Raw genomic sequence first — 22,922 nt, 5'->3', positions numbered from 1 at the left:
GGAAAGGCGGAAGGCGGAAGGTGGACTGTCCCGAACCGGGACAGTCCGTCGTTCGGACTCACTGGTGAAGCGTTCGCCACTCACCGGTGAAGCCGAGCCGGTCCGTTACCCGACGCCCCGCTCCGCCACGAGACGCTCAAGCGAGTCCACCACCTGGGCCGCGGACGGCTGGGCCGCCATCTCTTCCCGCAACCGCAGTGCCTGCTCGCGCGGGCCCCGCTCCTCCAGCAGCCGCTCGACGTGGTCGCGGACGGCCTCCGCGGTGACCGATTCCGCGGACAGCCAGTTTCCCGCACCGCTGCGGGTGAGCCGCCCGGCGTTCCAGACGTGGTCGACCGACATCGGCAGCAGTAATTGCGGCACACCGTAGGCCAGCGAGGTCATCACGGTCCCGCCGCCACCCTGATGGATCACCAGGTCACACGTCGACAGCAGCAGATGCAGGGGGGTCGGGTCGATCACCCGCACGTTGGCCGGCAGCGATTCGAGGAATGCGTCCGTCCGGCTCCCCGCGATCGCCAGTACCTCGACGTTCAGCCCGGCCAGGCCCCGCAGCACCGCGGCGAACAGTCCCTCGGCCGAGTCCGTTTCGCGGTAGAGCTCGGCGATGCTGCTGGCCAGCAGGACGATGCGCGGTCGCGTGGGCGTGTCCAGGTGCCATGGCTGGAGGACGCCCGGACCGTTGTACGGCACGAAACGCATCGGCAACCGGGCTACGTCCAGTTCGGTCTGCAACGACGGTGGACAGGGATCCAGGGTGACCGTGCCCAGGGTGTCCATGGGGGCAACCCCGATGCGCGAGCACAGTTTCCCGAGTGCTTCCGGCTCGAATGCCCTGGTCACCGAGGTGTAGTCCATCCCCCAAATGTGGCGTGCCGCAGGCACGTTCACGGCGGCGGCGGTCAGCGGCCCGACGAAGGTGGTGGGATCGTAGACCACCAGATCAGGCCGCCAGGTCCGAGCGAATCGCAACGTGTCGTCGATCGTCGCTTCGGCCATCGCCACGTACATCGCCACGGCATGGGGGCCCAGCTTCCGGACGTCCTCGACCCTCGCGGGCCCCGGCAACGACGCGAGCCAGTCGAAATAGAATCCGGTCATCTGTCGCGTCACATCCGGGCGCTCCTGCCCGAGCACCACGGCGGGCAGCCCGGCGTCCCGGATGGCCGGCACAAGACCCTCGGTGCTTGCGACGATCACTTCGTGCCCGGCTGCCCGCAGCGCCCAACTCAGCGGAACCATGGGCTGCAGATGCGAGGGCCAAGCCCATGTGACAACGAGAACGCGCACCAGCGGTTGCCTCCGTCCATGAGTAGTTCCCTCGACCATGGACCGAACCGGTCGAGGACCACTCAAGAAGCACCCGGCACTGTGAGGGGTGGTCGCTACGTCTGAGCGGCTTCGGCTTCGGCTTCGGCTTTGAGACGGTCGACGTAGTCGAGCACGATCCGCCGCGCCGGCATGACCATGGCCCTTGCAACGAAACCGATCAGCACGAACATCACGATGCCGGCGCCGTTGGACAGCAGCAGCGAGAGATCGATCCGCGAGGCGGGAAAGAGGTAGATCACCAGCACCCGTAACACGGAGTCGATGACCATGATGGAGCCGACCGCGGACGTCATGGCTCGTTGCGCACGCCGGTAGTCGGGGCTCTCCTGCCACGCCAGCTCGAAGGCCTTGGCCCGCACGGGATCTCCGAAGGTCGCCGCCGACCCGATGAAGGTCGCCGTCAGAGGCCGGGCCGCGAGCAGGGTGCACAGACAGAACACTCCGCCGAGCAGCACGTACAACGGCTGGCGGCAGGCCGCGATCCGCACATCACCTGTGCTGAGCGACAGCGCCAGTGTCGCCGCCAGTTCGAGCAGTACGAGTATCCCCGTCGCATCGAGCTTCCTGCGGCGAATCGTGCTGCCCAGCGCGATGAGGCCGACCACGATGCCGGGAATCGCCAGCGACCAGATCACGCCGATGCCGAATGCTCGCAGGCAGTAGTACCCCGCGACGGACACGACCAGTTCCAGGATGATCGTCAGCAGACCGCCGGCTTGCGGCCGAGACTGCGTGGTGTTTGCCATGTGCCCTTCCCCGTGCCGTTCTCTCGCGCCGGGCCGTTGTGCCGCCTGCCCGTCATCGATCGTTTCAGTCGCACCGAGAGCCGGACAGAGGCGGAACTACGGAGTTGTTCAGGAGCTTTCTCCTGTGCCGTGCCGGTCGGCGGACCCGGATCAGGACGGCTCGTCCGCAGCGATCGGCAGTTCCATGGTCAGCCGGAATCCGCCGTCCTGCCGGCCTTCCGCCGTCAGGTCGCCACCGAGTTTCCGCGCGCGTTCCCGCAGGCCGGTCAGCCCATGGCCACCCGAGCGGCCGGTCTCGACCGTTCGGCCGCCCAGGTCGTCGTTGACGACGTCCAGCCGGACCGATCGTCCGGTCGACTCGACGGTGATCGCGCATTCGCTGGCATCGGCATGCCGGAGAACGTTCGTCACCGCTTCCCGTACGCCCCAAGCCAGTACCGAATCGACCTGGGCCGGCCATCGCCGGTCGGGCACGGTCACGACGACGCTGTTGAACAGGGGATCGAGACTCCGGTGCGCCTGGTCGATCTCGTCAGCCAACGACGTCGACCGGTAGCCGGTGATTGCCTGCTGCACTTCGAGCATGGCGGTCCGTCCCACTTCGTGGACATCCTTGGCAGCCGCCGCTGACGCTGCCGGATCCACGCCTGCCAGCCGTTCCGCCAGTTCCGCCTTCGCCATCATGGTGACCAGGCTGTGCCCCAGCAGATCGTGCAGATCCCTGGCGAACCGCAGCCGCTCGTTCTCGACCGCCGCTGTGGCGTAAGCCTTTCTGCTGGCCCGGGACCGGGCGACCTCCAGCAGGAGGCGGCCACGCAGGACGGCGATGGCGCCGGAGGCCGCGACCAGCGCTGCCGCTGACAGCGCAGCACCCGAGAGCAGGCTCAGCAGTGTGACGGCAGCTATGCCAAGGACCGCCTCACGCGTGCGGACGAGGAGATTCGCGCACGCGACCGCCGTCAGCACGGCGGTCGCCCACCACCCCGGTGCCAGCGCCCACTGTCCCCAGGCCGTCAGTGCGGTCAGTCCCGCGTAGCACGACAACCGAAGAACGAGCGGATACGTGGGGGTGATCCACTGGCTCACGGCGAACAGTGCCGCAAAGAGGCCGAGGGCACCGGAGTTGAGCACCGCGAGCCCGGCTGGAAGGCCCATCGCCGTACAAGCCGGGCCGATCAATGTGATGAGCAGGATGAAGAGTCCGCCGGGGTAAGGATCGTCGGCATGGATCATCGGCCCGTACCAAGGCCTTGGACGTCCCGAGGGGATCACCACCTCAGTGTGCGGCTGACACGGTGCTCAACTGGTCCGGCGGAAGAGCAGGATGAGCACGATGTAGCCGATCCCGGCCACCATCACCATCCAGTAGTAGGGATTGCCGCTGCGGCCGGATGCGAGTTCGCCGACGAAGGCGCTCAGGTTTCCCACCGTGAGGATCACGCCCACGCCGGCCCAGGCGCGCAGGCTGATCGAGTGGGAGCGTTCGTCCGGATGAGCAACGGCCTCGCGGTAGCCCTGACTGCGGTGTGCCAGCACGAGCAACGTCAGGCTGCACAACGCCATGACGCCGAACACCACGAGCCCGATGCCGACATGGCCGCCAACGGACGCAGTCACCAGGCAGACCACGCCGATACCGAGGAAGAATGCCGGTACGGACCACGTGGCCGGGGTCCTAGTCATGGGCTTTGTCCCCGTCGGCATAGAACATCTCCTCTACGTTGCTCTGGAAGAACCTGGCCAAGGACAAGGCAAGCGGCAAGGACGGCGTGTACCGCTCGGCCTCGATGGAGTTGATGGTCTGTCGTGAGACCCCGACGGCGGCCCCAAGCTGCGCTTGGGAGAGCCCGCGTGCCGAGCGCAGCTCCTTGACCTTGTTCCGCATATGGAAAGCGTACTTGTCACCCCATCGGGTGTCAAGCTTGCTTTCCATCTCGCCACGTCACATCCAGTGCGTGCAGCCCGAACACCAGGGCCTCGTTGTCCAGCAGGTCATCGGTGATGGCGCCGGCCAGCCGCAGCTCGGGCAGGCGCGCTATCAGCGTGGAGAAGATGATGTTCAGCTCCAGCCGGGCCAGCCGCCAGCCGATGCACTTGTGCGGCCCGTGGCCGAAGGCCAGGTGCCGACGTGCGTCCCGATGGATATCGAAGGTGTCCGGGTCCGGATAGGCTCTCGGGTCGCGATTGCCTGCCGCGCCCAACGCCACGATGCCCTCGCCCGCTTGGATGTGCACACCGCGCAGGGTGAGGTCCTCGCCCGCGATCCGTACCGACGCGAGCTCGCCGACGGAGAGGTAGCGCAACAGCTCGTCGACTGCTCCGTCCATGAGGGCCGGATCGGCACGCAGCTCGGCCAGTTCATCCGGATGCTGCAACAGCGTCGCGATGCCCAGCGACACGAGGCCCGCTGTTGTCTCGATGCCCGCCGTCATGATCATGAAGATGGTGTGCAGCACATCCTGGGTGGAAATGCTTCCACCCTTCACATGCTTTCGCAGAACCCGGCTGGTCAGGTCGTTTCCGGGCACACTTCCCCGATAGTCGACGAAGTCACGCATGTACGCGAACAGCGCGGCGAAGTGCGACTCGTCGCGCTTGGTCATCGTCGCCGTCGCGATCTGCTCGAACTCGTCGTAGTCGGATTCCGGGAGGCCAAGAACCCGGGCGACCGCCAGCGTGGGTATCGGATAGGCCAGGGCGCGCACCACGTCCGCGGGAGGTCCGGCCGCGACCAGGCGGTCGACGCGCTCGTCGACACAGTGCTGCAGGAACGGCCGCATCGCTTCGGACCGTTGCGCGGTGAACTCCGTCTGATACATGTGCCGTGCCGGTCCGTGCTCGGGCGAGTCCATGCCGAAGAAGACCCGTACCTGGCGCAGATGGGTGGTTTCCGCGTTGAGAAAGGGAAACCCCGGAGCGGACCGGTCGGCGCGAACCCTGGGATCGGTCAGGGCCGCGCGGATGTCCTCGTAGCGGGAAATCAGCCACACGGGGGTGTCATTGGCCAGCCTGGCCCGCCGGACCGGACGGTGTTCCAGCATCCGGGCGTACTCGGCCGGCAGTTCAAACGGCCCCGGCCTGCTCATCGGAAACAACGGAATGTCGGCGTCTAGCTTCTCCGTCATGGCCGCCACTCTCCCGTCGGTTCGAGGCTGTTCGCCTCCCGAAGTTCGTCCATACGCCGGTGGCGTGCTGGAAGTCGTGCGCGAGCCGGGTGGTGACCGCGGCCGGTGTGGGCAGCGCCAGGTGTGCCCGGAGCAAGTCGTCCGCGCACTCCTGGTGCCCGGCCAGACCGCCGAGGAACTCGTCGAGTGCGTCGGCCAGGGCGGCATCATCCAGGTCGTCAGGCCACAACCGGCGCCCGCTTCCGGTGGCTTCCACCTGTCTCGCGTTGACGATGGCATCGGCCGCCCAGGCCAGGATCAGCTGCGGGACGCCGTAGCTCACCGCGGTCATGGTGGTGCCCGCACCGCCCTGATGGATGATCGCCGCGCAGCCCGGCAGCAGCAGGTTCAGCGCGACGGGGCCGACGTGGATGACATTGTCGGGCAGGGAAGTGAAGCTGTCGCGTTGCTCGTCGAGTACCGCGACGACCACCTCGATGTCGCGGCCGGCCAGCGCCGCCACGATGCGGGGTGCCACAAACGCCCGCTGCCAGCCGAGTTGGTGCAGCGAGCCGCCCCAGGTGACGACGACACGCGGCCGCTGCGGCGGCGTGCGCAGTCGATGCGGCAGCTGAGCGGGGCCGTTGTAGGGGACGTACCGCATGCCCTGCCGGGGCAGGTCGGCGGCGACCTGCAGCTGCGGCGGGCAGGGGTCCAGCGTCAGGTCGCCGAACGCGTTGGACTCCTGCAGCTCCCGCCGGGTCGTCAGCCCGCCGAGGAACTCTTCCTCGGTCGGGCCAAAGTCCGTGACCGAGGCGAGGAAGTCCGTCGCCCAGAGCAGGCGCAGTGCGGGGATGGCCAGGTCTCGCGCGATACCGGGACCGAGGTATGCCATCGGCTCGTAGACGACGAAGTCCGGGCGCCAGTGTGCCGCGAACCGATAGGTGTCCTCGGCTATGGCGATCGCGCTGTCGGTTGCCGCCTGCACGGCAGCCGCGCCCCGATGCTCGATCGCCGTCCGGTCCAGGGAGTCGTGCTGGTGTGCTCGGCGGAGCTGCCCCTTGACGTCGACGTCCTCGCCGACCGGGAGCGCGATGAGACCAGCCTGGGTGATCGTCGAGGCGAAGGCGGGCTGCGCGGCGACGACCACGTCGTGTCCCGCCGCACGCATCGCCCACCCGAAGGGTGTCATCGGATACAGATGCGAGCCCCAGGGCCAAGTGATGAACAACGCGCGCATCGTTGCTGCCTCCGTCGGTGCCGTTCGCGGTATCTTCCGCCGCCGGACTCCGGAACCACTGGTGTCCGGCTGGTCGGCAAGGCCCCCAGTCCGATCCCAGCGATGTTCGACCGAGCCGTCCGACGCTGAGCCGTCAGAGCGACTCGACCGGAAGGAGCTGCGGTGTCACAGGCCAACCGTGCCACGGTGGAGAAGGTCCGATTCAGCGATGTGCCGCCGAATCGTCACCGGGGCGGTGAGATCAGGGTCGGACTGAGTCCGAGCACTGTCGGCTCGGTATCGGGGTTCATGGGGGCGGTGACGCTCGAACCGGGCGAGTACGTTTCCGAGCACTATCACCCGTATTCCGAAGAGTTCCTCTACGTGGTCCGGGGCCATATGGTCGCGACCGTGGACGGTACGGACATCGAACTCGCCGCCGACGAAGCGATCATGGTGCCGATCGGTGCGAGGCACCGGCTGGTCAACCACGGTAGCGAGTCGGCGCTTGCCGTGTTCCACCTCAGCCCGCTGGCACCGGAGCCCAGGCTGGGCCACGTTGACACCGAGCCACTGCCCAACGCGGACGAACCGCCTCCGCACGTGGCTGGAAGTTAGTACGCCGGCAGCGTCGTGGGCCGCTACCACGGCCCAGCGACGGCGCGCCGCGGTGCGGCGCGCTCACGACGTCACACACGTCCGCCCCTTGATGGCACGAACCAGTGCCCTGTCACGAACGTCGTCGACGAGCCGGGCCTGTTCCAGAAAGTCGCTCTCGCCGTACCACTGGATCTGCGAATTCCGGGTCTGTGCGACGAATTCCGAGATCGTCGTCAAGAACTGGTCTTCGGCAGGGACGACGACCTCGCGCCCGTGATCCCCGCGTGCCAGACGAATCACCGGACTGAACTCCGGTGGCGGCGTGTACGCGCGGTCGACCGACACCACACCCTCGCTGCCCCACAACCGATAGCTGCACCGATAGGCATGCTCGAAACCGAAGGTGACGTGAGCGGCTGGGCCGGACGGTGAACAGAGCAGAGCATGTCCCGCGACATCGACGCCCCGGACCGGATCTGTCTTCAACACGGCACCCGCAACGGTCAGCCCGGCGCCCAGGAACCGGGTTGCGGCGTACAGCGGGTACACACCTACGTCCAACAGCGCACCGCCGCCCAGGTCACTGGCGTACCGCACATCCGTTGCGGGCAGCGGCGGAATACCGAAACACGCCTCGATACCACGCAACTCACCGATTTCTCCCGCCGCGACCAGCTCAGAGACGGCTGCGTGCAGCCGGTGCCGGGCAGCGGTGAGATTCTCTTGCAGGGTGAGCCCGAGCCTGCCCGCCAGCGCAGCGAGGGCGAGGGTGTCCGGGTGACAGGTGGTCAGCGGCTTTTCCGCCAGCACGTGTTTGCCCGCGACCAGTGCCGCCTCGACCCATTCGGCGTGCAGGCCGGTCGGCAGTGGAACGTAGACGGCATCGATGTCATCGCGTCGGAGCAGATCGTGATAGTCACAGGCAACGACTCCCCCGAAGTGGTCCGCATAGTGTTCGGCCTTGCCCGGTGTGCGGGAGGCCAGCGCGACCAGCCGCGCGGTGGGGGCGGCGAGGATAGCCGGAATCGTTCTGCGCACGGCGATATCAGCGCACCCGAGCACGCCGAACCGCAGTGGCGGCTGCTCGGCGTCGTCGGTCATGCGCCGCACCTGACGGCCTGGAGGCAGGCCAGCAGGCTGCGCGCCTCGACATTGACGTAATAGCCATGGCGCAACAGGGCTTCGAACTCGTGGACGCTTGCCCAGCAGAACTCCGGCGGAAGTGCCACCGGAAAGTCCTCATCGGCCTCGACGAGCATGTACCGGTTTTCGGAGTGGTAGAAACGACCGCCCTCCTCGGTGAGGACAGTGTCGAACAGAACGCGGTCCGCACTGGCGCCGAGAACGTAGTCCAGGAAACGCGGCGGGTGCTGCGGGTAGTTCGCGGGAGTGCACTGCACGGTCGGGCCCAGTTCCGCGACGTCCAGCACTCCTGCCTGGAACCGGGCCCGCACTGCCAGGTGCGCGACACCGTCGAAGTTCTTGACGACGAAGGCCACGACGCCCTGCCCATGGGGAGAGAGCATCGGCTGATCCCACTCAAGGACCTCCCGGTCGGCCGCGGTGACGCAGACACCGACGATGTCGAAGTACAGCCCCGAATCGTGTGTGATCCGCTCCGGCCCGTACCGCCATCCCTCGATGCCTCGCAGAGGAACTCGCCGGGTCGCGACTTCGTACCTGCTCTTGACCCCGGTGAACCACCGCAGGAGGTGGGTCGTGTCGGGCTCGCCACGGTCCCCGTCAGGCAGACACGACAGCACCGACCGCATGTCCATGTTGACCAACTGCTCGACCCTCAGCAGCCGACGCAGAACGCGGACATCCATCCAGCGATAGCCGTCATCGACCGCAAAGTCCTCCTCGACCAGGACAATCATGTTGCGATTGCGCTTGCGCAGGAACCACGAACCTTGTTCGGACTGCAGAACATCGACCAGGACCCTGTGATCCTGCGGATCGGTGAAATACTCAAGATAGCGGGTGGCGCTCCCGTTGTGCGCCCGGGTGTAGTTGCTGCGAGTCGCCTGGACGGTCGGCGACAACTGCATCATCTTCGCGTTGCCGGGTTCCATCTTCGCCTGAATCAGGCATTGCAGGGTGCCGTTGTATTTCCGGACCAGAAGTCCGAGAATACCGATCTCGGGCTGGCTGACGATCGGCTGGCTCCACTCCGCAACGGTGCCGTGGGTCGTACGGGTATGCAGTCCCTCGATCGTGAAGAACCGGCCGCTGCTGTGCCTGATGTTCCCGGTCGATGCATCCAGCTGCCAGGACCGCATCTCCGCCAGCGGAATTCGGTCGACCGAGCACGACATCCTGCGCACCCGCCTCTCGAACCAGGCCAGGAACTCCCGGTCGACCCCGGAGTCAGCCAGTCGCGGCCACCGTTCGAGCATGCCCCTATCCCAGCCCTGCAGCGTCGCCGAGCTGTCTTCGCGAAATCGACGCACCGGTATGCCTCCGCTCCCTCACATCAAGGCCCTCGCCAGTCCACGGTCCGCAACCCTGCTCGTGGATGGCTGGGGCGCGCTTGGAGGGACAGCGTCACGAAGAGCTTCGGCAACAGCCGGGCCGGTGACAAAGCAGCGGATCCCACACCCCGCGGAGGCAGGCCCCTGCGGTGCGGGATCGAGCAGTCCGGTCAGTCACGGTCGGTTACACCCCCCACCAACCGAGTGTGTTTGATGAAGCAGGCCGCGCCTCCTCGGCGACCAGGTCCTCGAACCGGCAGTCGAGGATCTTGCACAGCGCCACCACGAGTTCCAGGGGGATCTTGGGCGGTTGCTCCGCGGACACCAGGCGGTAGACGGTGCTGCGGTCGAAGTCGAACCCGTAGCGGTGCAGTTCGGGAACCAGCTTGGTGGTGGTGTACCAACTACGGCGTACCGCCATCAGCTCGCGCAGCCGCCACACGCACCGGGGCTGCAACACCTCCGGCCCGGACAGCCCGCGGTCCTCTGCCTGCCCTCCGGGCACGGCCTTCATCGCGATCCCCCTCGGCCGCCGACCGGGGTGGGCTCGCCGTCCCCGGTGTCGAACTCGTCGTCCATGTCGGCCTCGGCCTCCGCCCGGGCGAACACGCTGCGCAGAGCCTCCTGCTCCGCGGCGTCAAGGAACTCGCGCACCTGGGAGTTCTTGTAGTCGCTGGACAGGGCGGTATAGATCGCCGTGGTCGCGGCATGGGAATGACCGACCTGCTCGGTGACGAACGAAGCGTCGTAACCGGCCTCGATCAGCCTGGTGACATACGTGTGGCTTGTGTCCGCAGAGACCGTGTGAGGTCGGAACCGTGTGGCGATTGAGCAGGCGTGTTTTGGTGGTGCCACGTTCGCGACGATGAGGGCGGCGTGTGTTGCATTCCGGCCTTGCCGGTGTGATGCATTTCACTTCACTGATCGACGGGCGAGTGGGCGGGGGCGCCGTTGTGGGAGCCCCCGCGTCTCGGTCAGTTCCAGGTCATATTGATCTCGCGTGCGAAGTTGGCGTATCCAGCGCGCCGGAAGGCATTCGCCATCGGGACGTTGCCCAGGTCCGTGGACGCGCGGATGCGAGGGACGTCCTGCTCGGCAAGGACACGGGTGCCCTCGGCGAGAAGGTCGTCGATGTAGCCGTTGCCCCGGTGCGCAGGGAGGACCGCGATGTAGGCGATGATCGCGTTGTAGCCGTTGTGGGCCGGGATGACGAACCCAACTGGTTCTCCATGAGGCAGCGTTGCGATCCGCCACCAGTCTCGTGGGCTGGTGTAGCGCGCGAGTTCGTCCTCGTAATGCTTGACGGCCGCTTCTTGGGCGGACATTCGGGTCAGGTCGTCACGGCCGTGTGCGTCCAGTGTCCCGTCCATAACCGAGGCCATCAGCGCCACGAGTTCCTTGGCATCGTGGACCGGCCGGAACGCGAGGCGCCCGCTGGGCTCAGGAACTGGCGATTCCGGACGCCATTCCAGACGCAGTCGTTCGACGAACAGCCGGGCACCAGTTTGTTCCAGTACCGTCATGCGATCCTCGATGACTTGCCTGGTTACCGCGTTGTCACGCCAGTCTGGCGGGACGAAACGGCTGTACTCAGGCGGACGCGAACCGTTCGGGAGGGTCACGGCCATCGCGGTGTGCAGAAGTCGCACCCCGGTGTCCACCCGATCGGGAGCCGAGGCGCTGTCGTCGATGTCGAGGACATCCAGGATGAGCGGCGCGTCATTGCCCGGCCGGCACCACCAGGCTGCCCTGGCCAGCAGGCGGTCACCGCGCAGGGCAACCCACATCCATTCCGGACGTCGACGGGCGTTGGCCAGATCGTCGGCCAGTTCCTCGTTGAGGACGTAAGGCAGTTGGGAGAAGAGGTCGAGTTCTTCGCGTCCGGTGATCGGACGCATGGTCAGGTCGTTCGTTTTCACGGTCAAGGCACGCTCCGTTGAAGGCGCCCGTCCGCACCGGGGTCAGACGCGGTCCGAGCCCCGGGAGGACACAAGCGCGGTGATCATGGGGATCATGGGCTTATCCCTCCTCTCGCTGTCGTGGTCCCTCACCCTCGTGGCGGGGGTTCCGCCGTAACGTCTATCCAAGCGCAGCCCCGTGCGCAATCCGTTTTCGATCACCTTGCTTGCAACGGTGTCCCGTGCGTCCGGGTGGGTCAGCTGCACGTTCCGATCACTGTGGTTCGAGGTGTGGGAGGACGGCTCACGCGGCTTGTGCCGAGGGCGGCTTCGCGGAGTCGGACGGTTTCCTCATGCTGGGCGGCGAGTCGGGCCAGGGCCTGGGTGCGGAAGTCCGTGAGCTCGTCGATGGTCTGTTCGGACTTTGCCAGCCTGTCCTTGAGCTTGGCGTTCTCTGCCTTGAGCCGGGCGATCTGGGCTTCGTGGGGGTCGGGGATGTCTCCCGCCTGCTGCAGGGCCTGGAGGCGGCGCTCGAATTCGGCGCGGAGGTGCGCGTAGGTGCGAGTGCCGTAGAACGCGGTGCGGTCGACGGCTGCCTCGTTGGCGAGGGTCTTGATGTCGCACTTTCCGCCGGGCGGCATCTCGCCTCGAAGGAGCCGGTCCATGGCGGCCCGGATGCGGTTCTCGTTCTCCGTCTTCTGGGCTGCGGAGATTCTCATACGGGCTCCTCGCTCATGCTGGTGCTGGCGGCGTCGATCTCCGCGACGACGCGGAAGGCTCGGTCGAAGTCGGCTTGGAGCCGGGTGCGTTCGGTCTTGCGGGTGGTGCCGAGCTGGCCGATGAAGATCTTTGTCTTGTCGGCTTGCTCGGCCCAGACAGGCCGGTGGCAGGGGTGGTGGGTGGCCTGCGGGCAGCGGGCGGAGTCACACATCCCGATCAGCGGACGGTCGGCGGTGGGGGTGCCGGCAAGTTTGAGGCAGAGTGCCCGGGACGGGTCGGTGAACCAGCAGTAGTTCGCCGGGCCGAGGTGGAGGACCTTGGCGCGTTTGGTCAGCAGGTTGAGCACGTCGCGGTCGTTGCGCTGGATCTTCGGTGCCGATGCTGCCGTGGGTTCGAGTTTCTCGGCGATGCTGGCGAAGAACTCGGTCAGGCTGCGAGCTCCCGGCCCGGCGGGCAGAATGCCCTGCTGATACTTGCGGAACTCCTCCAGGACCAGTTGGAGATTGCGCTCGCTCTCGTGCTTGTTGACCTCGGACAACAGCTCGGCCTGGGCCCCGCCGGGGCGTGAGGCATAGCCCTCCGTTGTGGCCACGGCGATGTGCTTCAGGTGGATCTTGGAGGCCAGGAGACCGCCCGGTCGGTAGGCCATCTCCAGGGACAAAGTCCGCCGCAGCATCCTCATGTTGACCGGCCCGTCGGGAACGGGTGCGAGCCCGAGCCGCTGCCCGGCCTCGGAGTTGACCCAGTTCTTGAACCACTGGTAGCGGACGTTGAAGGCGAACCGGCCCAGTAGCAGGGCTCCGTCGACGGGGTCTTCGTGTAGTTGTTCCAGGAGGCCGATCGCCCGGTGGACTGGTTCGACGACGACCCATTCGTCGTCGGTGCCGCCCAGCGGCTGGCCTTTGACGACCTTGCTCGCGATGCGGTAGCGGATCAGGCCCGGAACGGGTTCCTCGGTCGGGCGTCGGCAGCCGATTCGCAGTTCCATCAGCTCACTCGAGCGCATCCCGGAGATCGCGGCCGTGGTGATGATGGCCGCGGTGCGGACGATCCCGACCAGGGCGACGGCTTCGAGCCGGTGCAGCGACAGAGTCCACGGCAGCTCGGATTGCCCATCGGCCGTGGGGATGTGGGACGCGTCTTGCCCAAAGGGCTTGTCGACTCCGACCTGGGCAAGGGTGTCCTCGAGCGGCCTGCGGAGGGCGGTCAGCCAGGGGGTGGCGAACTGGCTGAGGCTGGCCTGCCGGGCCAGGGTGCCCGTCGCGACGTGCAGGAGGGGATCGTGCGGGTCCCAGCCGTCAGCGAGTCGTCGGGTGACGTACCAGTCTTCGAGCATGGGCAGGGGTGTGCACGTATCCGTGTACTCACCGAGCACCCGTCCGATCTCATGGGCCGGGACCTTGCTCTTCGCGCCCACTTTCCATAGGCCCCTGAGCCCTCGTGCCGAGTACTGGTCTGCCTCGCGGACCGCATGCACCAGTTGGACGGCGTGCGGGCCGAGCGTGTCGGCGAGGTAGAGAGCGGCCGCGAGCATGGGCTGCAGGACGGCGTCCTCGACGGGCTGGGTCTTGTTCTCCGTGCGGCCGGAGGGCATCTCGGCGATCGCCGAGGCGGTGGCGCCGCCCCAGGGCCGAAGGGTCGCCGAGACCCGGTCCGCGGTGAACAGATCGCGGTAGTTGACCAGGTCGACCACGGCCTGCGCCGCGCGACGGCGGGTTCCCGGGCTCTGTTCACCCAGATGGTGCCGTGCTCGTCGAGCGCGTAGCGGCGGTGCGCCAGGTATGCCTCGCAGAGGTGTGTATCGAGCGTCTCCAGGCTCGTAATGGACCGCTCGTCCAACCACTGGAAGAGGCGGGTGGGCTCTTCCAGACGGCCCACGCAGCTGCGCAGGTGGAGTGCTGTGCGGAGGGCCCGAGGCAGCGGAGCGACGGCCGGGTGCCGCGGGGCGAGCATGGCCAGGCTGAGTTCCTTGGCGACCAGCCGCCAGCGCAGATCACAGATGCCGGTGACGTCGAGATGCCGGTGGCAGATCGGCAGCTGAACCGGCAGGCCGATGACCTCGTTGAAGTCCCAGACGTCGTCCTCGAACAACGGGCGGCGACAGCCGTCAGGAAGAGGCAGACCGGCCTCGCGGCAGACGTCGGCGCCGGCGAAGACGGCGGAAGGGCCGTCGAAGGGGATCGTGAGGGCGGTGGTCACGCGGTCATCTCCTCGGGCCGCAGCGGCAGCCCCTCGTCCATGTCGTCGACCTCGCCGGTTGCCGCCGCGAGGACGCCCGGGTCGAACCGGTCCAGGACCTGCTGGATGCGGGCGGCATAGGGGCCGAAGACGGCCATGAAGTGGGCGGCCGGCATCTGCTGTCACTGCCGGGAGAAGAACGCCTTGAGCCGCAGCAGGTTGACCGCGTGCCGGGGAGCGAACACCGCCAGGGGACACAGCAGGCAAACCCAGGGACGAGCCGGACAGGGCTTGCCCTTCGGGCCGTGCGGTCCGGACAGCTGGTCCCCGCAGGCGGCGGTGAACACATCGCGCTGTCCGCCGACGAGTTCGGCGATTGCCGTTTCGTCCAAATCCAGGGCCGCCAGCAGTTGCAAATAGCTCTCGGCCAGCGCGGCCGCCTCCTCCTCGGTGATCACCGTGGGCGGGTGGGCCCGCCGGAGCATGTCGTGCTGGGCGTCCTCGACGACCGCCTCGACGGCCTGCCGCTGGACCGGCGTCGTGGCCGTCAGATAGCGGTCTCCCTCGACCTCGGGGGTGTGGTTCGGATCGATCGTTGCCCGTCCCCGACCTGCCCACGTGCTCTTGTCCCGCATCGCGTGATGCGTGGTGCGGATCCGTGCGCGGTGGATCTTCATCGGCTGGCCGTCCTGGGCGAACACCTCGTGCCGCACCACCCACCGCTGGACGGCCGCCCGGGCGCCGGACCCGGCGAACACGGTGAACTGCCCGGGCCGGCTGAGCGACAACCACAAACGCCCTCGCTCTTCCGGGCCGGACATGCTCCGCAGCAGAGCCGAATGGGCCAGCCACTGCTCCAGCAGCCGCACCGCCCGACGCGGCAGGTTCACGCTCTCTCCCGCGGTCGGGCCCTTGATGTAGGAGAGGAGGACGGTGGAGTCACCGGCCCAGTCGACATCGCCGGTGACCAGGTCGTCGATCCCGTCGGGCACGATGCCGGAGTAGCCAGGGCCCGCAAGCTCATCACCGCTCTGGTCGGCCACGACTAGTCCGCCTCGCCCCCGGCGTCGTCCTCGTCCAGCTCCGGCGCGTCCGGGTCGCGCAGCGGGCGCGGGGGCCGGGCCCTCGGCTGAGGAGCGGCGCGCGCCCGGACGAGCATCCGCGAACGCTCCACCCGCGGCGCACCCGTCTGCGATCATCGACCCGTCTCTGAGTGAGCGACACGAACTGAGGTAGCACCATGGCGTGGGCCTATGCGGAACTGGCCAAGGAAGCAGCCAAGCGCGGCGGTCCCGTCGCGCTGCGGTACTTCTACCGCGGCCAGGGCGCCATCATCGGCGGCGCCCTCACCGGCGGCGCCATCGCCGGGACCGTGGCCTATGACAAGTGGAGCAAGCGCCGTGCTGCTACCGCTGCTGAGCCGGTGGGCGAGAGCACCACAGAGGCGCCGGCCCGCGGCGACGCCCAGGAGACCAGGCACAGCTGAACCCGCCCGGGTCAGGCCGTTCTTACTGTCCCAGGGGATCCCGGGCCCCCGGGGTCGTTTCCGCAGGTCGGCATACGACGGTCGGGCGTCACGCCCGATTCGCCCTTACGGCCGCCGCGTCCGTGCCGCTGGCCATTGCTCAGGTCCGGGGGCTCTGCCTCGCGCCGGAGGCGACCACGGATGCCGCCGCCGGGGTCGTGACCACGGCGCGGGCGGAGAGGTCGGAACGCTCGGGCTTGCGCTAACGTCCCCTCCAACGCACGATGAGGGGGGCACGTGCAACGACCGAACACCCGGACGCGCCGCTGGTGGAATGAGACGCCACGGATGACCCGGCTCCTCACCTACATGGCTGATTCCGAGCGGCGTCGCCCTATTCTTCGGCGGCCTATGGCTCGACCACATCGACGGGTGGACGGGACACGACTATCTCCTCAATATCTACTCCGGCCTGACCGGCGTGTGCTTCGGCGTCCCCCTCGCCCTGCTCCTGCTCAACCAGCTGGGAAGCGCTCAGGACGAAGCCCGAAGGACCGCACATGCCCGGGAAGAGGCCAGCGCGAGGCCGCGTTTGAGGCGGCCCTGCTCTCTCTTCGACACACCCGACCTCGCCGACCTGACGACAAGGGTGGCAGCCCTGCAGAGCCAGATCACCGGCATCAGGGGCCTGCCCACCGGTGACACACGGGATCAGGCCGTCGCCGCCTTCCTCTCCGCTTTCGACGGGCTGCTGCCAAGCCCGTCCGGACGTTCTCGCCGCAGCCTCGGCTCGCTTCACCGCTACAGCGACGAAAAGATGCAGGTGCGCGAGTGGCGGACCCGAGTCGTGGACCAGTGGGAAATTCTCCACAGGGAAGTACGCCCCAACCTGCCCCGCGGCGGCTGAATGGCCGAAGGTCCGGAAACCGCCGCCCGACAGGCCACGCGAGACCTGCTGGTGATGGGCCGGAACCCACTGGAAGCGGGTCAACGAGCAGGGTGCCGAGGTCGTGATGAGGAACTTCCTGCAAGACGTGAACGCGCTGTGTCAGACCGCGGCGGCCCTTGAGATGTACAAGTGACCGTCCGCCACCTAGGAATTAGGTGTCCCCCCGAAGCCGCGGCAGCAGCGGGCCTGCCCGTTCTGGCATCGAAGGCCCGTGCGTCGACACTGGCGCTGACCGCTGCAACGGCCGAGCTACCGCGAAGTGACAAGTAGCGCCATCACCGACCGGCTGGCCAAGGTGCGTATCTCCGAGCCCTGGCCGCCCTTACTGACCGCCCGATCGCTGGCCCGGTCCGTGTACGGGGCGATGGAGCCAACGCACTTGCAGCTCGTGGCGGTCAGGCGAGCGTCGTGACGGCTTCGCCAACCCGCTCGGCCTGCCGAGCCGGGCAAGTAGCCTGCCGATACTCGGCACCGCAGTAGAGCGCATCGCGACGGTGACCGTACCCGAGGGCAAGGCGGCGGTCTCACACGGGACACACAGACGAGGGAAGAGCCGCCACAGGCCGGGTCTGCGGTGGCTCTCCCCATTGACCTGCAATTGGCGTCTGCTTCGTGAACGGAGGGTGTGCTTCCTCTGGTGCGCGGATCACCTCTGTTGGAAGACTCCGGCGCGGCTGCCTGAAGTGGGCGGCCTCAATGGGAAGGATTCTGCCTTGACGCTGAGCCACTTAGCGCGTACTGCGGCGGTCGCCGCACTCGCCGCCTGTTCCATCGCGATCGGCACCGGCGCCGCGCACGCCAACCCTCCGGGGACTCAGGGCAACTGCCGCGCGGACTGGACCGGGCCCGGCCAGGTCAGGCTGTCGGCGTGCGGCTACAACAACGGCAGCGGTGGCCTGGTCCCGTCGGTGGGCGTGTACGACGGCCAGATCGGCACGGACGTCTGTGCGCAGCTCCTGCGCGTGAACGGCAACGGCTCCACCACGCAGGTCCACGACTACGGCTGCCACGGCTGGGAGCCACTGGGCTACTACGCGGCGGACTGGAGCGCGTACTACCCGGGTGGCGGAACCTACGTCTTCCAGTATGGGTACTGGGGCACGCCTCCCGGCGGCTCATACGGCTACTACGGCGGCGTCCAGTCGCCGCGCGTCTCCGTCTGACGGTTCTGCCGAGACACCCGCAGGCGTCGTGCCGGACCGGCTGATGCGCGCGTGGTGAGGCCGGCCAGCCCCACCACATGGCGCCAACTCCTCAACCCCGGGAAGTAGAACCGCCCCAGGCCAGCCCTGGGGCGGTTCTCTCGGCCGAGCGCGTCGGGCGATACACCGTCATCGACGATGCATCTCCCGCGTGGTGGTGCGACCCGGGTAGAGGCGTTCCAGGCGCTCGAGTTCGGGTGCTGCGGTCTCGATCCGGTCCAAGGCGTCGGTCGGCGCCGACCGGGTGCTGCCGGCAGTCGCGCGAAGCGGGACCGGGGGTCTACCCGGTCGAGCCCCTTGCCGCGCAAGGCGACCGCCCGGTCTATCTAGGCACAAGAGCGGGATACCTGCAGATCAGACACACTTGAAAGGACGTAAGCAGGTAGGGCACGTTCATGGACGTGGTCCGGCCGAACCACATCATGGACGATCTTTCGAGTACTACCTGTTCTGCGCCACTGCGAGATGCCGACGGCTACCTCGGGGGCCACCACCTGAAGCAGGGGCTTGGGGGCCAGTTCAGCAGCACGGCCGTGATCCCCGCGGCAAGGTAGGCCAAAGAGAGAAGAAGGCTTCCCGCCCGGATGCATCCTGGCGCCCGGAGCTGGTTGTCGTAGGACTCAGCGATCGTGTGCAAGAAGACCATCCCCAGGGCCATCAACAGCATGCCGATACCGATGGCGCCGGGGACGCCAGCGAACCAGCCCACGCAGGTGGAAGGCCCAACGGCTCCAGCAGCGGTGAGCAGCGCTGCAACCTCCAGGAACGCCAGGACAGTCAGGACGAAAGCCTGGAAAAGAAGGTCCGCAGTGAAACGAAAGCGCTTCGGCGACTGTGCTCCTTGGCCACCACCTGGGCTGGTACGGCAGGGGCACCCTGTCCACCACTGGCTGGTGCGCCGACAGAGATCCGCTGCTGGTGCTCATACAGGTGAGGTCGGGGAACAGGCGAGGGCGGGAGCAAGGTGCAGAAGCCTCCTTCCGCCGGAGTCGAGCGGTGGGTGAGGTCGACGAGCATAGCCTCGGCTTCCTGGCGGCTCATGGGTTCGCCGCCGGACAGGACGATGCTCGGTTCGAGGGCGCCTGGTCCGCTGACCCAGACGGTTTGCAGGGCGTCGCTGAGGCGCGGATCGGTGTTGGCGATGTGTAATGGTGGAGTCGGGCATCGCAACTCTCCGAATAGCCCCCGTGATCACGCTCGCAGAAACTGGAGCACCTTCGCGGCAGTCTGCTCTTGGTCTAGGAGCGCCCTGCCGCCGCGGGCCCGGGGCGCGCCGCCCGCGCGGGAAGTTCACCGTGGCGGGGGGGGGGAGCGCGGCGCTTTCTCCCGGTGCGCCAGGGTCGGGCGCCGCCGGACCGGCGGGGGTGGACAGTTGGCCGTTCCCGGGACGAGCGCCCCCGTCCGCCAGCAGACTGCTATACGTCGACGGCCTGGTGGGCTCTTCTCCCTTGAGCGGTTGGTCTGTTGGGGCTGTCGTGGGCGGGCTGTATCGGTTGTGCGCCGCGGTCACCACGGTGTGGGGCGGGCACGGATGGGTGGGGACGGCACGGATGGACGAGATCAGTCTCAGTGAAGCGCTGTGGCAGTTGCGGTCGGAGTTGTACCAGGCGCAGACCGACGGCGCGGGGCAGCAGTTGAGGTTCGAAGTGGAGAAGGCGGAGCTGGAGCTGGAGGTCGAGTTCCGGCGGGACGGCAACGGCAAGGTGAAGGTGTCCGTCGGCGCGCTCGGCGCGAAGGGCGAGGCCGAGGCCGGAGGGGTGCGCGGGGCCGTCCGGCGGGAACGGCTCACCCTCACCTTGAACGTCCTGGACGAGGCCATCGGCCCCGATCGACGCTTCCGGGTCGAGCGCGGTGCCTCGGTCCGCGGTGCGTACGCCGAGGCGCCGGACCCCGCCTACGGCGCTCAGCCGTCCGAGCCGCTGCAGCCCGAGCCTTGGGACGAGTGACATGGATCCGAAGAGACTGGTACTGATCCGCGTCGGGGGCGCACCGAACGGCACCAGCTACCTGATCGGGCCCCAGCTGGTCCTGACGAGCCTCCACGTCGTGCGCGACCCCAGGCGGCGGTTGAGCGTGCGCGTCGGGCATCCGGTCCTGAGCCCAGAGCTGCACCGGCGCGGCGTCCGCGTGTGCTGGCCCACCCCCCGCGACCACGTTCCCGACACGGTGGACGTGGCGCTGCTGTGGCTGGACGAGCCCGTCGACGTGGGCGGTTCCGCGCCCGTACGGTGGGGCCGGCCGGCCGGGGCCGCGTTGCTGTCGTACGAGGGCCTGGGCTTCCCGTCGTTCGCCGACGACGGCGGGGAACCGCAGGTGGAGCACCTGCGGGGCGACCTGCCCCCGGCCGGCACCTCCAGGACCGGCGGGGGATGGGTCCTGGACACCCCGATCTGGCCCGAGCACCGGAGGGGACGAGGCTGGGACGAGCTCAGGGCTGGTGACACATCACTCGATTCCGAGTGGTCCGATGCCCAGGTCCTCACGCATGAGGCGACGCATCTGCGCCATAGCCTTGCGCCGCCGCTCTATCAGGGGCGCGTCGTCGGCGGAGCCGACAGCCACTCCACGGGCATAGGCGTCGCGGATCGCGCGCAGGCGGTGGAACGCCTCATTCCCCGCCTCCACGACCTGCGGGGGGCCCACGAGCCAGAGGCGTTCGCTCGCCGTGTAGATGCCGGTGCCGCGCACGGCTTCCCGCACCGCCGCGTCGCGTGCCGACTCGGACATGTGGTCGCCCAAGGCGACGGCCCGTATCTCCTCACCCGCGGCTTTGAGGGCGGAAACATACTCCGTGTAGACCTCGCGCCGTACTTCCAGAGCGTGCCTGGCTTCCTCCCGCCGCCACCGGTTGCGATCGGCGATCAGAGTGGCTGCGATGCCGATGACGGCACCGGTCAGTGTGGAGAGCAGGGGCGTCCAGTCCATGTGTCGTAGCTTGTCGAAACCGGTGCGCTGGCACCAGTGATTTCGCTACGCATGGCTGGGGTCTGTACGGTCTTCGGTGTAACTCCTGATCATGGAAGTAGCACCTGATGAGCGACGTGACTGTCTCTGCCGAGGCGGTTGAAGAGGTCCGGCCGGTGAAGTTGCCGACGGACGCACTGGACGATCAGTTGATCGGGCAGTTGGTCGACCGGGCCCGCGCGAGCGGCCTCCAACTGACCGGCGAGGGCGGGCTGCTGCAGCAGCTGACCGAACGCGTGCTGGAGTCCGCCCTCGAAGGAGAAATCACCGACCACCTCGGCTACGAGAAGCACGCCCCGGCCGGTGCCGGCAGCGGCAACAGCCGCAATGGGGCCCGGTCCGTGTCGGCGTAGGCGTAGGCGTAGGCGTAGGCGTAGGCGTGCCAACGGCGTTGGCAGAGGCGGGCGTGGTGTTGGGGAGGGGAACGCGGGCGCGAGTCTCCGGGGAGGGATCGAGGGATCCCCGCATCTCGTCGTGACTCGAAAGAATCTGTACGATGCGTGCGCCCATGGGCTCTTGTCGGGAGACGCCCCGCCGGGGGCCCTTCTTCTCACCGTGGGGATGCACATGCGCATACGCGCTTCGGTTGCCGCTCTGTCCGGCACCCTGGTTCTCGCTTCGGCTCTGGTGTTTCCCGCCGCCGCGCAGGCGCACGCGGGACCGATGGACAGTGACGACACGACGATCACGAAGGTCGTCGTCAACGGCGGCAAGGACATCGTCCTCGGTACCTCCGCCAAGCAGTCGTTCACCGCCACGGTGACCGCGGCCGACCCGGACGGCGTCACCGGCGGCTGGGTCGCCCTGTGGCACGGCACCTCCTTCGACGACCAGGGCAGGGACGGCGCCCTGTTCCCCGCCGAGCAGGGATCGGGCTCCTGCGTGGCGACCAGTGCCCAGACCTCGACGTGCACGGTCCACTTCACCGTGGACCCGACGGCCGACATGACCAAGAACGCCTATGCCGGCACCTGGCACGCGTACGCCATCGCGTACGGCCGCCCGAGCGGTTCCACCAGCGACGGATACGCCGGCTCCGTGCACATCAAGCGCAACACCACGCTCACCGCGAACGCCTCGCCCGAGCCGGTGGTCCATGGCCGGACCATCACGGTCAAGGGCGCGCTCACCCGCGCCAACTGGGAGACCCATGCGTACGCGGGCCTGAGCAACGTGTCGGTGAAGCTCCAGTTCCGCAAGTCGGGCACCAGCACGTACACCACCCTCAAGACCGTCACCAGCGGCTCCGGCGGAGCGGTGACGGCCACCACCACGGCGACGAGCGACGGGTACTACCGCTTCTCCTACGCGGGTACCACGACCACCGACGCCGCGACGTCGGCCAGCGACTTCGTCGACGTCCAGTAGGAACCCGGGACCCCCTTCCGGGACCAGGGAGAGGGGAGCGGGGAACACCCCGCCGTCGAGATGAGTCTCGGGCTCCCGGATGCGGGGTTCCCGTCACGTACGGGTTCTCCTCGCCCTCCTTGAGGATGCCCACCGGTCGTCCCCTGAAGACAGATCGCGTTGACCTGCAATGGCGTCTGAGAATCGCGATCGATCCGCGTGCGATTCGTCGACAATTCGCGTTCGTTTCGCGCGCGACAGCCCGATCTAGGGACCGTCCGGGGAGTCACCGACGAAGCCAGAGACGCACGGCGGCAACGGTCACCGTGCCGTGAAAGATGTACGCTCGTTTGTCGAAGCGGCAGGCCACAGCGCGGAAGCCCTTGAGGGCATGGATCGTTCGCTCCACCTCGTTCCGGCGTTTGTACACCGCTTGGTCGAAGCCGGTAGGCCGACCGCCTGCGCTGTCTCGGCGCTGGCGGTTGGCCCGCTGGTCTTTGCGTTCGGGGATGGTGTGCCTGATCTGGCGACGTCGTAGGTAGCGTCGATTCCGGCGGGAACTGTACGCCTAAGACCGTGTCCTACGTGGTGAGGCGGACGTATCGCTTGTAGCAGCAGAGTGCGGCTGGGAGTCCCAGAAAGCCCAGGTAGTTGCGGGGGTTTCGTTCGCAGCGGGGGCTGAGTCGGCGGTAGCCGGACAGCCACGATATCGTGCGCTCGATCA

Annotated in this window: 24 protein-coding genes and 3 pseudogenes; 7 read left to right on the top strand and 20 right to left on the bottom strand. The window is 67.8% G+C overall.

The window, feature by feature from the left end; all coding sequences use genetic code 11:
• Positions 1–105: 105 nt before the first annotated feature.
• From ACFZCP_RS41550 to ACFZCP_RS41520, 7 genes are all read right to left on the bottom strand, one after another.
• Complete coding sequence (locus tag ACFZCP_RS41550) at positions 106–1,242, bottom strand: nucleotide disphospho-sugar-binding domain-containing protein (RefSeq protein ID WP_391441450.1); 1,137 nt, start codon at positions 1,240–1,242, stop codon at positions 106–108.
• Positions 1,243–1,385: 143 nt separating this feature from the next.
• On the bottom strand, positions 1,386–2,078 hold the full coding sequence (locus tag ACFZCP_RS41545) for a VC0807 family protein (RefSeq protein ID WP_391441445.1): 693 nt from the start codon (positions 2,076–2,078) through the stop codon (positions 1,386–1,388).
• Between the two features lie 150 nt (positions 2,079–2,228).
• The gene (locus ACFZCP_RS41540; RefSeq protein ID WP_391441443.1) at positions 2,229–3,311 is read right to left on the bottom strand and encodes a histidine kinase; all 1,083 of its coding nucleotides are present in this window, start codon (positions 3,309–3,311) and stop codon (positions 2,229–2,231) included.
• A 66-nt stretch (positions 3,312–3,377) separates the two neighbouring features.
• On the bottom strand, positions 3,378–3,761 hold the full coding sequence (locus ACFZCP_RS41535) for a hypothetical protein (protein ID WP_391441436.1): 384 nt from the start codon (positions 3,759–3,761) through the stop codon (positions 3,378–3,380).
• Positions 3,754–3,963: a helix-turn-helix domain-containing protein gene (locus tag ACFZCP_RS41530; RefSeq protein ID WP_391441433.1), complete on the bottom strand. Its 210-nt coding sequence runs from the start codon at positions 3,961–3,963 to the stop codon at positions 3,754–3,756. The genes ACFZCP_RS41535 and ACFZCP_RS41530 overlap by 8 nt, the downstream gene beginning before the upstream one ends.
• Before the next feature lie 31 nt (positions 3,964–3,994).
• On the bottom strand, positions 3,995–5,203 hold the full coding sequence (locus tag ACFZCP_RS41525; protein ID WP_391441431.1) for a cytochrome P450: 1,209 nt from the start codon (positions 5,201–5,203) through the stop codon (positions 3,995–3,997).
• A complete protein-coding gene (locus ACFZCP_RS41520; RefSeq protein WP_391441424.1) occupies positions 5,142–6,422 on the bottom strand; it encodes a nucleotide disphospho-sugar-binding domain-containing protein in 1,281 nt (426 codons plus the stop codon). The genes ACFZCP_RS41525 and ACFZCP_RS41520 overlap by 62 nt, the downstream gene beginning before the upstream one ends.
• Before the next feature lie 162 nt (positions 6,423–6,584).
• Here ACFZCP_RS41520 and ACFZCP_RS41515 point away from each other — a divergent pair, with 162 nt between their 5' ends.
• Positions 6,585–7,019, top strand: a complete 435-nt coding sequence (locus ACFZCP_RS41515) for a cupin domain-containing protein (RefSeq protein WP_391441420.1) — start codon at positions 6,585–6,587, stop codon at positions 7,017–7,019.
• Between the two features lie 63 nt (positions 7,020–7,082).
• On the opposite strand, the gene ACFZCP_RS41510 is transcribed toward ACFZCP_RS41515, so the two are convergent.
• The 10 genes from ACFZCP_RS41510 to ACFZCP_RS41465 form a co-directional block, all read right to left on the bottom strand.
• A complete protein-coding gene (locus ACFZCP_RS41510) occupies positions 7,083–8,102 on the bottom strand; it encodes a Gfo/Idh/MocA family oxidoreductase (protein WP_391441416.1) in 1,020 nt (339 codons plus the stop codon).
• Positions 8,099–9,400: an NDP-hexose 2,3-dehydratase family protein gene (locus ACFZCP_RS41505; protein ID WP_391441412.1), complete on the bottom strand. Its 1,302-nt coding sequence runs from the start codon at positions 9,398–9,400 to the stop codon at positions 8,099–8,101. The genes ACFZCP_RS41510 and ACFZCP_RS41505 overlap by 4 nt, the downstream gene beginning before the upstream one ends.
• Before the next feature lie 259 nt (positions 9,401–9,659).
• A complete protein-coding gene (locus ACFZCP_RS41500; protein ID WP_391441410.1) occupies positions 9,660–9,989 on the bottom strand; it encodes a helix-turn-helix domain-containing protein in 330 nt (109 codons plus the stop codon).
• The gene (locus tag ACFZCP_RS41495) at positions 9,986–10,330 is read right to left on the bottom strand and encodes a tyrosine-type recombinase/integrase (RefSeq protein WP_391441408.1); all 345 of its coding nucleotides are present in this window, start codon (positions 10,328–10,330) and stop codon (positions 9,986–9,988) included. The genes ACFZCP_RS41500 and ACFZCP_RS41495 overlap by 4 nt, the downstream gene beginning before the upstream one ends.
• 119 nt (positions 10,331–10,449) lie before the next feature.
• The gene (locus tag ACFZCP_RS41490; protein ID WP_391441629.1) at positions 10,450–11,373 is read right to left on the bottom strand and encodes a GNAT family N-acetyltransferase; all 924 of its coding nucleotides are present in this window, start codon (positions 11,371–11,373) and stop codon (positions 10,450–10,452) included.
• Positions 11,374–11,630: 257 nt separating this feature from the next.
• Positions 11,631–12,092, bottom strand: a complete 462-nt coding sequence (locus ACFZCP_RS41485) for a hypothetical protein (RefSeq protein WP_391441405.1) — start codon at positions 12,090–12,092, stop codon at positions 11,631–11,633.
• Entirely contained in the window at positions 12,089–13,786 is a 1,698-nt protein-coding gene (locus tag ACFZCP_RS41480; RefSeq protein WP_391441403.1) for a site-specific integrase, read from the bottom strand. Before ACFZCP_RS41480 ends, ACFZCP_RS41485 begins: the two co-directional genes overlap by 4 nt.
• 502 nt (positions 13,787–14,288) lie before the next feature.
• The gene (locus tag ACFZCP_RS41475) at positions 14,289–14,447 is read right to left on the bottom strand and encodes a hypothetical protein (RefSeq protein ID WP_391441400.1); all 159 of its coding nucleotides are present in this window, start codon (positions 14,445–14,447) and stop codon (positions 14,289–14,291) included.
• Between the two features lie 6 nt (positions 14,448–14,453).
• The gene (locus ACFZCP_RS41470; protein ID WP_391441397.1) at positions 14,454–15,314 is read right to left on the bottom strand and encodes a hypothetical protein; all 861 of its coding nucleotides are present in this window, start codon (positions 15,312–15,314) and stop codon (positions 14,454–14,456) included.
• 2 nt (positions 15,315–15,316) lie between these two features.
• On the bottom strand, positions 15,317–15,445 hold the full coding sequence (locus tag ACFZCP_RS41465; RefSeq protein WP_391441643.1) for a hypothetical protein: 129 nt from the start codon (positions 15,443–15,445) through the stop codon (positions 15,317–15,319).
• 66 nt (positions 15,446–15,511) lie between these two features.
• Between ACFZCP_RS41465 and ACFZCP_RS41460 the strand changes: the two genes are divergently transcribed.
• The 4 genes from ACFZCP_RS41460 to ACFZCP_RS41445 all read left to right on the top strand — a co-directional run bounded on the left by ACFZCP_RS41460 (position 15,512) and on the right by ACFZCP_RS41445 (position 19,833).
• The gene (locus ACFZCP_RS41460; RefSeq protein ID WP_391441395.1) at positions 15,512–15,757 is read left to right on the top strand and encodes a hypothetical protein; all 246 of its coding nucleotides are present in this window, start codon (positions 15,512–15,514) and stop codon (positions 15,755–15,757) included.
• A gap of 460 nt (positions 15,758–16,217) precedes the next feature.
• On the top strand, positions 16,218–16,643 hold the full coding sequence (locus tag ACFZCP_RS41455) for a hypothetical protein (RefSeq protein ID WP_391441393.1): 426 nt from the start codon (positions 16,218–16,220) through the stop codon (positions 16,641–16,643).
• A gap of 755 nt (positions 16,644–17,398) precedes the next feature.
• Positions 17,399–17,848 carry a hypothetical protein gene (locus tag ACFZCP_RS41450; RefSeq protein WP_391441390.1) on the top strand — a complete coding sequence of 150 codons (450 nt, stop codon included), beginning with the start codon at positions 17,399–17,401 and terminating at the stop codon, positions 17,846–17,848.
• Between the two features lie 1,589 nt (positions 17,849–19,437).
• Complete coding sequence (locus ACFZCP_RS41445) at positions 19,438–19,833, top strand: trypco2 family protein (protein WP_391441388.1); 396 nt, start codon at positions 19,438–19,440, stop codon at positions 19,831–19,833.
• Positions 19,834–20,332: 499 nt separating this feature from the next.
• Here ACFZCP_RS41445 and ACFZCP_RS41440 read toward each other — a convergent pair whose 3' ends face one another.
• Entirely contained in the window at positions 20,333–20,812 is a 480-nt protein-coding gene (locus tag ACFZCP_RS41440) for a hypothetical protein (protein ID WP_386341258.1), read from the bottom strand.
• Positions 20,813–20,919: 107 nt separating this feature from the next.
• Here ACFZCP_RS41440 and ACFZCP_RS41435 point away from each other — a divergent pair.
• Positions 20,920–21,192, top strand: a pseudogene (locus ACFZCP_RS41435) (transposase); the annotation flags it as partial.
• Between the two features lie 226 nt (positions 21,193–21,418).
• Positions 21,419–22,219 carry a DUF5707 domain-containing protein gene (locus tag ACFZCP_RS41430; RefSeq protein ID WP_391441382.1) on the top strand — a complete coding sequence of 267 codons (801 nt, stop codon included), beginning with the start codon at positions 21,419–21,421 and terminating at the stop codon, positions 22,217–22,219.
• A 265-nt stretch (positions 22,220–22,484) separates the two neighbouring features.
• Here ACFZCP_RS41430 and ACFZCP_RS41425 read toward each other — a convergent pair.
• Together ACFZCP_RS41425 and ACFZCP_RS41420 are read right to left on the bottom strand one after the other, a co-directional pair.
• A pseudogene (locus ACFZCP_RS41425) lies at positions 22,485–22,766 on the bottom strand (IS5/IS1182 family transposase); the annotation flags it as partial.
• A 13-nt stretch (positions 22,767–22,779) separates the two neighbouring features.
• A pseudogene (locus ACFZCP_RS41420) lies at positions 22,780–22,922 on the bottom strand (IS5/IS1182 family transposase); the annotation flags it as partial.

It is taken from the genome of Streptomyces sp. NPDC007971, assembly GCF_042958635.1.
In the GTDB taxonomy this organism is placed as follows: domain Bacteria; phylum Actinomycetota; class Actinomycetes; order Streptomycetales; family Streptomycetaceae; genus Streptomyces.
Note: the sequence above shows the minus strand (reverse complement) of the source record. Positions and strands in the feature narration are given on the sequence as shown.

Coding starts and splice junctions, on each gene's coding strand:
- ACFZCP_RS41550 (WP_391441450.1), bottom strand. CDS start 1,242: ATGGTTCCGCTGAGTTGGGCGCTGCGGGCAGCCGGGCACGAAGTGATC.
- ACFZCP_RS41545 (WP_391441445.1), bottom strand. CDS start 2,078: ATGGCAAACACCACGCAGTCTCGGCCGCAAGCCGGCGGTCTGCTGACG.
- ACFZCP_RS41540 (WP_391441443.1), bottom strand. CDS start 3,311: ATGATCCATGCCGACGATCCTTACCCCGGCGGACTCTTCATCCTGCTC.
- ACFZCP_RS41535 (WP_391441436.1), bottom strand. CDS start 3,761: ATGACTAGGACCCCGGCCACGTGGTCCGTACCGGCATTCTTCCTCGGT.
- ACFZCP_RS41530 (WP_391441433.1), bottom strand. CDS start 3,963: ATGCGGAACAAGGTCAAGGAGCTGCGCTCGGCACGCGGGCTCTCCCAA.
- ACFZCP_RS41525 (WP_391441431.1), bottom strand. CDS start 5,203: ATGACGGAGAAGCTAGACGCCGACATTCCGTTGTTTCCGATGAGCAGG.
- ACFZCP_RS41520 (WP_391441424.1), bottom strand. CDS start 6,422: ATGCGCGCGTTGTTCATCACTTGGCCCTGGGGCTCGCATCTGTATCCG.
- ACFZCP_RS41510 (WP_391441416.1), bottom strand. CDS start 8,102: ATGACCGACGACGCCGAGCAGCCGCCACTGCGGTTCGGCGTGCTCGGG.
- ACFZCP_RS41505 (WP_391441412.1), bottom strand. CDS start 9,400: ATGCTCGAACGGTGGCCGCGACTGGCTGACTCCGGGGTCGACCGGGAG.
- ACFZCP_RS41500 (WP_391441410.1), bottom strand. CDS start 9,989: ATGAAGGCCGTGCCCGGAGGGCAGGCAGAGGACCGCGGGCTGTCCGGG.
- ACFZCP_RS41490 (WP_391441629.1), bottom strand. CDS start 11,373: ATGCGTCCGATCACCGGACGCGAAGAACTCGACCTCTTCTCCCAACTG.
- ACFZCP_RS41485 (WP_391441405.1), bottom strand. CDS start 12,092: ATGAGAATCTCCGCAGCCCAGAAGACGGAGAACGAGAACCGCATCCGG.
- ACFZCP_RS41475 (WP_391441400.1), bottom strand. CDS start 14,447: ATGCCGGCCGCCCACTTCATGGCCGTCTTCGGCCCCTATGCCGCCCGC.
- ACFZCP_RS41460 (WP_391441395.1), top strand. CDS start 15,512: ATGGCGTGGGCCTATGCGGAACTGGCCAAGGAAGCAGCCAAGCGCGGC.
- ACFZCP_RS41445 (WP_391441388.1), top strand. CDS start 19,438: ATGGACGAGATCAGTCTCAGTGAAGCGCTGTGGCAGTTGCGGTCGGAG.
- ACFZCP_RS41440 (WP_386341258.1), bottom strand. CDS start 20,812: ATGGACTGGACGCCCCTGCTCTCCACACTGACCGGTGCCGTCATCGGC.
- ACFZCP_RS41430 (WP_391441382.1), top strand. CDS start 21,419: ATGCGCATACGCGCTTCGGTTGCCGCTCTGTCCGGCACCCTGGTTCTC.